This window comes from Mariprofundus sp. KV (assembly GCF_013387475.1).
GTDB lineage: Bacteria > Pseudomonadota > Zetaproteobacteria > Mariprofundales > Mariprofundaceae > Mariprofundus.
In genome coordinates, this window is the sequence record NZ_VWNB01000019.1 from 1 (window position 1) to 7,187 (window position 7,187).

General features: G+C 42.7%; 9 protein-coding genes. 8 read left to right on the forward strand and 1 reads right to left on the reverse strand.

The features are described 5' to 3' along the window. Nucleotides 1-677: 677 nt before the first annotated feature. From F3F93_RS12265 to F3F93_RS12290, 6 genes are all read left to right on the forward strand, one after another. Nucleotides 678-1,919: a site-specific integrase gene (locus F3F93_RS12265; protein WP_206675442.1), complete on the forward strand. Its 1,242-nt coding sequence runs from the start codon at nucleotides 678-680 to the stop codon at nucleotides 1,917-1,919. Between the two features lie 11 nt (nucleotides 1,920-1,930). Continuing rightward, a complete protein-coding gene (locus F3F93_RS12270; RefSeq protein WP_176959490.1) occupies nucleotides 1,931-2,308 on the forward strand; it encodes a hypothetical protein in 378 nt (125 codons plus the stop codon). Beyond that, complete coding sequence (locus tag F3F93_RS12275) at nucleotides 2,305-2,814, forward strand: hypothetical protein (RefSeq protein WP_176959491.1); 510 nt, start codon at nucleotides 2,305-2,307, stop codon at nucleotides 2,812-2,814. Before F3F93_RS12270 ends, F3F93_RS12275 begins: the two co-directional genes overlap by 4 nt. 117 nt (nucleotides 2,815-2,931) lie before the next feature. Beyond that, complete coding sequence (locus F3F93_RS12280; protein ID WP_176959492.1) at nucleotides 2,932-3,111, forward strand: AlpA family phage regulatory protein; 180 nt, start codon at nucleotides 2,932-2,934, stop codon at nucleotides 3,109-3,111. After that, entirely contained in the window at nucleotides 3,108-3,497 is a 390-nt protein-coding gene (locus F3F93_RS12285; RefSeq protein ID WP_206675443.1) for a hypothetical protein, read from the forward strand. The genes F3F93_RS12280 and F3F93_RS12285 overlap by 4 nt, the downstream gene beginning before the upstream one ends. Nucleotides 3,498-3,747: 250 nt before the next feature. Beyond that, a complete protein-coding gene (locus F3F93_RS12290; protein WP_176959493.1) occupies nucleotides 3,748-4,317 on the forward strand; it encodes an inovirus-type Gp2 protein in 570 nt (189 codons plus the stop codon). A gap of 14 nt (nucleotides 4,318-4,331) precedes the next feature. Here the strand turns inward: F3F93_RS12290 and F3F93_RS12295 are convergent, their stop codons facing one another. Further along, nucleotides 4,332-4,670, reverse strand: coding sequence for a hypothetical protein (locus F3F93_RS12295; protein ID WP_176959494.1), 339 nt, complete (start codon nucleotides 4,668-4,670; stop codon nucleotides 4,332-4,334). Nucleotides 4,671-4,869: 199 nt separating this feature from the next. On the opposite strand from F3F93_RS12295, the gene F3F93_RS12300 reads away from it, so the two are divergent. Continuing rightward, nucleotides 4,870-5,799, forward strand: a complete 930-nt coding sequence (locus F3F93_RS12300) for an HNH endonuclease (RefSeq protein ID WP_176959495.1) — start codon at nucleotides 4,870-4,872, stop codon at nucleotides 5,797-5,799. A 20-nt stretch (nucleotides 5,800-5,819) separates the two neighbouring features. Further along, nucleotides 5,820-6,806 (forward strand): HIT domain-containing protein, encoded by a 987-nt coding sequence (locus F3F93_RS12305; RefSeq protein ID WP_206675444.1) that lies wholly within the window; start codon nucleotides 5,820-5,822, stop codon nucleotides 6,804-6,806. Nucleotides 6,807-7,187 lie beyond the last annotated feature (381 nt).

Here is a 7,187-nt window from a genome sequence, read left to right on the forward strand (position 1 = left end):
AAACGCCTCACGGCGCGTCTTGCGACGCTTGTGATCGTATTCCGCTTCCGCAAAACTCAACTGATCCATAACTCCTCCTGTTCGGAGAAATTATACAGGAATCGACGAGTTATTCAGAGTATCCTTAATTAACCATGCAATGATGAACCAACAACTTCACGCCGAGATTTCTCCTGTTTCCCGCTCAGAAAAAAAACCACTGATCCTAACTATTGCCAACAAATGCATGTGTGCCTGAAAAGAAAAAAGGAGCCGCACCACTGCGACTCCCTTTAAAGATAGCGCGCTCTAACCCACTCGATCACTTAGAAACATCTAATAAGTATACCTATTTAAATATAGTACCTGTTTCCCACCCCGAGAAATTTCATTGTTATATACTATAGACGAAAAATGGATGGGGTGCTGAAAAGAAAAAAGGACCCGCATTTCTGCGAGTCCTTTTTAAGATGGCGCTCCCTGAGCGATTCGAACGCCCGGCCTTCTGATTCGTAGCCGTTTTTTCCTGGAAACACAATGAAACGCCATGAAGCCAGCATCTAAGAAATATTCCTTTATATTGCGGTCTCTTATAGTGATATATATTATTCAACCTGTTGCGGGGTGTTTCTCTAAATTGCGTTACAGAGTAAACCCCAAAGTAAACCCTAGTAAACTGGGGTTTACTTCTGAAGGAGGTGCGCGTCATATTTACTGACCGATATATCAAATCTCTCAAGCCAACTGATAAGCGGCAAGACCTTCGCGAAGGCAAACCCAACGTAGGCTTTGGAATACGTATTTATCCGAATGGTGATAAGTCGTGGTTCTACATTTACAGGATTGATAAACGCCTTCGCCGCATGACTCTTGGCAAATATCCAGCCATGAGCCTAAGCGAAGCGCGCAAAGCTTATTCCGATGCTAGAAGAACATTCGAAAATGGCGGAGACCCCGCCGAAATAAAACAGGAGATTAAAAGAAAAGAGAAAGAAGCTGATACCGTTGAACAATTAGCTAATGAATACCTTGAGAAGTGGGCCAAGCCTCGAAAACGCTCTTGGAAAGAAGATGAGCGCATCCTAGATAAAGATATTCTTCCTTTGCTAGGAAAAAAGCGCGCAAAAGAAGTGACCCGCCGCGACATCATTCGTCTCCTGGATAAAATCGCCAACAGGGGTGCGCCAATAGCAGCAAATCGAACACAAGCCCTACTTAGCAAGATGTTTCGCTTCGCCGTAGGCCGTGACATCGTACCATTTAGTCCCTGCCTAGAAATTGCTAAAGCTTCCCCAGAGAACAAAAAGGATCGTGTCCTTTCGGATGAAGAAATTAGAACTCATTGGAATGGAATTCTGGAAAGTGATATGACTCAGCAAACTAAGGTCGCACTATTACTTCAATTGGTTACCGCGCAAAGAAAGGGCGAAGTGGTTGCTATGCGCTGGGATGAAATTGAGGACAATGTTTGGACTATTCCTGCCGAGAAAGCGAAAAACAATGAAGCTCATCGCATTCCTCTTTCCCCACAAGCAATGGCCCTGCTAGAAATGGTCAAAAACAGTTCTCCTTGGATATTCCCGGCTCCTAATGGCGGGCACCTGAGAGGCGATAGCGTCAGCCGCGCAACTCGGCGCTACCTAATGCGAATCAAAAAACCTACAGAAAGTAATCCTGAGGCAACTCTCACAAAAAATGATCCAGAATGGTTTACCCCACATGACTTCAGGCGGACAGCAGCTACAAACATGACCAAGTCAGGCTTTAATCGCCTCACAGTATCTAAGGTGTTAAACCACGTTGAAGGTGGCGTGACGGCCATCTATGATCGACATAGTTATGATAAAGAAAAAAAACAGGCCCTAGAAGCCTGGGGAAGAAAGCTTGAATCAATTCTTTCCAAAACAAAAAACGATAATGTCATTGTTCTCAATCGCTGAGAGGGAAGGCCATGAAAGAATACTCTAATAAAGAATTAACCATAGATATGATTCCAGGCAAAAAAGCCAAGTGGATTCCAGAAATTTCTGATTTTGCACTTACGTTTAATGGATATGACTATTTAGAGCAAAAACACCCTGATGCAAGAGAGATATGGGATGTGATCAATCCTTTATTTAAGAAATGGATAAATGATTTCGAGACAACCAAAGCACTTCCTGATGACCTTTCCGAATTACGCTGTTTTCTCTTTTTCATTCAACGCAACCGCAGATGGACAGAGCAAGCCCCAGGAGCAGAACAGAACAAAAGCTCTAGCCTAGTCCATTTAATATTAGAGAAAATTAGAACTGAAGTTAATTCCAAGAATGTGGACATAGATACATGATGGACGATATTCAAGACTGGATGAATGAGCAGCGTATCTACTGGGAAGAAAACCCCGCACAGAAGAAAATATTCGATAAAGCCGTCATCCTTCACATGCAAATAAATAAATGGACCGAATGCTTAAATAACACTTCGGTTCCGAATGAAGTAGTACACCTAGAAATCCAAATATCTAAAGCTGAATCAAAACTGAAAAAGCTCGAGCATGAACTTGATGACTCCGTGCCACGATCATCTCAATCGACAGATGAAAAATCCCTCCAGAAGCAGTGGCGATCAATAGGAGGAAAAAGCCATCATGCTGATGACCGAAAAGCCTTCAAAAACGATTACAGAGCAGAACGAGGAACCACAGCCGAAGTTTCTTTCCCAAGACAAAAAGTCATATCAGAGCTGAGAAAACATTATCCCCATATTGCCGACACAACACTTACAGTCTGGGCCAAGCAAGCAGACAAGGAAGATAATTATATTCGTAAACCAGGAAGGCCAAAAAAGGGGTAGCATGCTAACTTCAATCCCCCTTTTTGCTAAGTAGACAGACTGTTTCTATTCTTTTCACAAGTAAGCCTCTCGCTTCACAGCACGGCAACGCGCTGAATAAATGATGCGAGGTTACACATGACAATTATTCGATGGGCAAAATTAAGAGAGGTTGTTCCCCTTTCAAGGTCACAAGTTTGGCGGCTTGAGCAAGATGGAAGGTTTCCGCGCCGTATAAAACTTTCCACAAACGCAGTGGGCTGGGACTCTCAAGAAATAGAACAGTGGCTTCAGTCACGTAAGGGGGTGACAGCATGACTATCCCTAATAAAAAAGCCCAAGGCGCGGTAACGCCTGGGGCTTCAGTTAAGTCAGCACAGCAATGCAAACTTGAGGGTAAGGATAACAAGAACCCAACAAAAAGCATTCGAATATTACGTATCCTGGCAGAGCAAAGTCTAAACAGATATGAGGCAGAGAGGTTTAACGATCACTGCCTTCCTTCTACCGTTTCAACAATCCAACAAAAGCATGGTATCACCATAGCCAGAAGGTTTGAAACGGTTCCAGGCTACATGGGCATCCCAACAAGCTGCTGCCGCTATTGGCTTGAACCAGAACAAAAAGTGAAAGCGATGGAGATCCTTCTAAAGAAAGGCTCAAAGGACCGCGAGACGAGCGCTTACGCATCATCAGGCACCTAGAGATATAACTCCATACCATAGGCAACCAAACAGCAGGTAGGCCCAGCTATCTGCTTGTTTGGCCTCTAGCCTCAAGAATTACTCCAACTTTGTTTTCAGCATTCAAAACAGCGGTTTTGCAACAGCGGTTTTGCAACACAAACCCCGCATTTAAGCATTACTACTATTGAAAATAGTTATTCAGAAAACGTCCGAATAGAGGCGGTTATTTCTAATATCTATATAGCCCTAACACCAATCCCAAAGGACTATGAACAGAAAGACTATAAGCTATAGTGAACAATTCGAGTTTGGCGGCGTAACCTATAAGGTGAACGTCACCAAAAGATCGGGAGTTTACCGGGAGGTAATGCGAAAAGTCCTGGAGCAACTAAGCATTGCTAGGAAAAAGCATGGGCGCTTGCTAGTGGTTCGATTTGACCTTCATAGTTTCGCTTTTGACTCCAACAGCCTAATGGTAAGTCAATTTCGCAATCAAATTATTCAGTGGATAAAGCGTAACTATAAAACCAAGGATGTTGGCTTTGTGTGGGTTCGAGAACAGGAAAGGAGCAAGCACCAGCACTATCACTTCGCTCTTTTCATTGATGGCGACAAAATCAGACACTCTAAAAAACTATTGGAAGCAATTGCTGACAAATGGGAGCACGTTGATCACCACAACAACCATATGCCAGTTATCCCAAAGCCCTTTTACTTCGTTGATAATGACAGCGTTTTTGCCGATGCTGTTTACCGCCTAAGTTATCTGGCTAAACAAAGAGGCAAGGGGCATCGCCCTGATCAAGCGAAGGACTACAGCACTAGCCGGTTAAAATAAGTCAGCAGGTACCATTACTTTCCATCAATCTCACTCACATCACGAAGAAAGTAATAGTCAGCAACTCCTCCTGGCCCAATTATATAATAATAAGAATTTTTGGAGGCCAATTGAATAGATGAAGATTCTGGTCGACTTATCAAAGCACCTTTTAATTTATAGGCAACACCAACAATAGGACCAATATTTACTGCTCTTAATGCCGCAGGTCCAAATGAGTTATAGGCTGTTTTTCCAACTTTTCCACAGTACACAACCTCTTTATCTGGGCAGATACTTGAAAAGGGATTGCCAGCCAGGGACGGTGAAGAAAAAACCAACAGTGATGCTGCAAGAATGAATATTCGAGTCATAAGAAATCCTCCTTGCTTCTGAGCATAGCAAAATATTCTCAATTTGAAAAAACTGACCCTCTTAAGTGCAAGTCCACGTAACAGAACAGATGACACATGCTTAAATGCTACATCACCCTTTATATCTATTTTGACCGAAAGAAAGTTTGTAGTCTGCTAGTTTACTGCTAACCTAATAAGATGGCTTAGGGAGGCTATTGTGAAGTATTGGTGGGTTAACCATAAACAAACATTCAATGAGGAGCTTTCTGGTGGCTACATTTGGTCCCCCAAGGCAAACAAGAATGGCGCAAGAAACCAGACATATATCAACTTAACATTGGCAAGCACCGGAGACCGGATTTTCTCATACGCAAACGGAGAAATAAAAGCTGTAGGGATTGTCTCTCACCTTTTTGAAGAAAAACAGAAACCTTCCGATTTTGGTAAAACAGGAGATCAATGGGATAACAATGGTTGGCTGGTTCAAGTCAACTGGACAATGTTATCTTCTTTTGTAAAACCAAAGGACCATATCAGTACAATTGCCCCACTATTACCCGAACGAAATTCTCCAATTCAAAAAAATGGCAATGGAAACCAAAGCTGCTATCTAGCTGAAATCTCCATTGATTTGGGCAGTAGGCTTCTGGCAATCATATCGAATAGAGAAACCGCAATTACTGGTGTTCTATATGACCTTGAAAAAGACGCAAATGAAAATGAGATAGAGCATGATATTAAGCAACTGCAGATTGCTGAGACAGAGAAAGAACAAATAATTAAATCTAGACGTGGGCAAGGCACCTTTCGAATCAACGTGGAAAAAATAGAAAGCGGCTGTCGAATCACTGGAATAACTGATAGACGTTTTTTAGTAGCTAGCCATATCAAGCCTTGGCGAGACAGTGACAATACCGAGCGACTGGATGGAAGTAACGGCCTCTTACTATCACCTCACATCGACAAGCTATTCGACAATGGATGGATTAGTTTCTCAGATGACGGGCTGATGCTTATAGCTTCAAATGAAATCTCGGATATTCTGCAAGCATGGAAAATAGATTCGAACAAATGTGTCGGAAGCTTTCATGAGCGGCAAAAAAACTACCTAGGGTACCACAGAAAAAATATTTATCGTGGCACCTGATAAAGTGTGGGACTATAACCATGAAGTATGAAGCGCTGTGTGAATATATAGAAAAGAAAATGCGAATGTCGCATATATATCAACCTGTCATGTTGATGGAGATTCTGAAAAACAGAGGTAAACGTCATCAGCTTGATATAGCCAAGGAGCTACTCTCTCACGATCAAAGTCAGATCGAATATTATACCAAAATCACAAATAATATGGTTGGTAAGGTCCTTAGAAATAATGAAGTTGTCACTCGAGACAAGGATTCAAAATACTATGAGATCATTGGTTTTGAGGAGCTAAGCCCTGAGCAAGTAGAGGCACTAATCTCCCTGTGTCAAAATCGACTGGGACAGTTCCTAGAGTCTCGTGGTGACAGTGTCTATCAGCACCGCAAGAAATCCACTGGGTATATCAGCGGAACAATTAGATATGAGGTTCTAAAACGGGCACAGTTTCGGTGTGAGTTATGCGGTATATCAGCAGCCGAAAAAGCCTTAGAGGTCGATCATATAGTTCCTCGCAATCACGGAGGAAGCGATAACATCAGCAACTTTCAATCGCTCTGCTATAGCTGCAATGCGATGAAGCGAGATCGCGATGACACTGACTTTCGTGGCATTCGTGAGATGTACAATCATAGACAGTCTGATTGCTTATTCTGCCAAATTCCCACGAAACGAATTATCTCTGAAAATGAACTCGCTTATGCGATTCGCGATAGCTATCCGGTCACTGAACTACATACGCTTGTGATTCCAAAACGCCACATCACCACGTATTTTGAACTTGGCCAGGCTGAGATTAACGCATGTAACAGTCTGCTACTGGATCTAAAGAATATTATAGAAACTGATGATTCAAGCGTCTCAGGGTTCAACATTGGAATAAACAATGGAGAAAGTGCCGGGCAGACTATCTTTCACTGTCACATTCACTTGATACCACGACGTGATGGTGACGTAGAGAACCCTAGAGGAGGCGTACGTCATTCTGTGATGGGGAGTGGCTACTACTAATATAGACGACTAAAACAACCCATAAACATCATCAACTGCTAGAGTGAAAAACCAAGAAACGATGAACATATTAGTTTCTGGATTTTCTGGAGCATCTAAAAAAGAGAATTAGACCCTCGAAACAATGCCACCATAAAAGGCTCCTAAGTTAGGTTGCAGATGGAAGTCGCATCCTGCAACCCATTGCAATTGAAATCATCCGGTGATTTCAATCCAAACCTGCACCTTGCAGCAACATGGCGACAGGCTGGATTCGGCCCAGAGTGTGTGAAAACGCTGGTCAATAATGGTATAATTATCTCACAACGTCTTGTGGGGTATTTGCATGAAACGATTTGTTATTGGAGAAAGCCGCAGCCAAAGCACGCTGTTTCCTGAGCT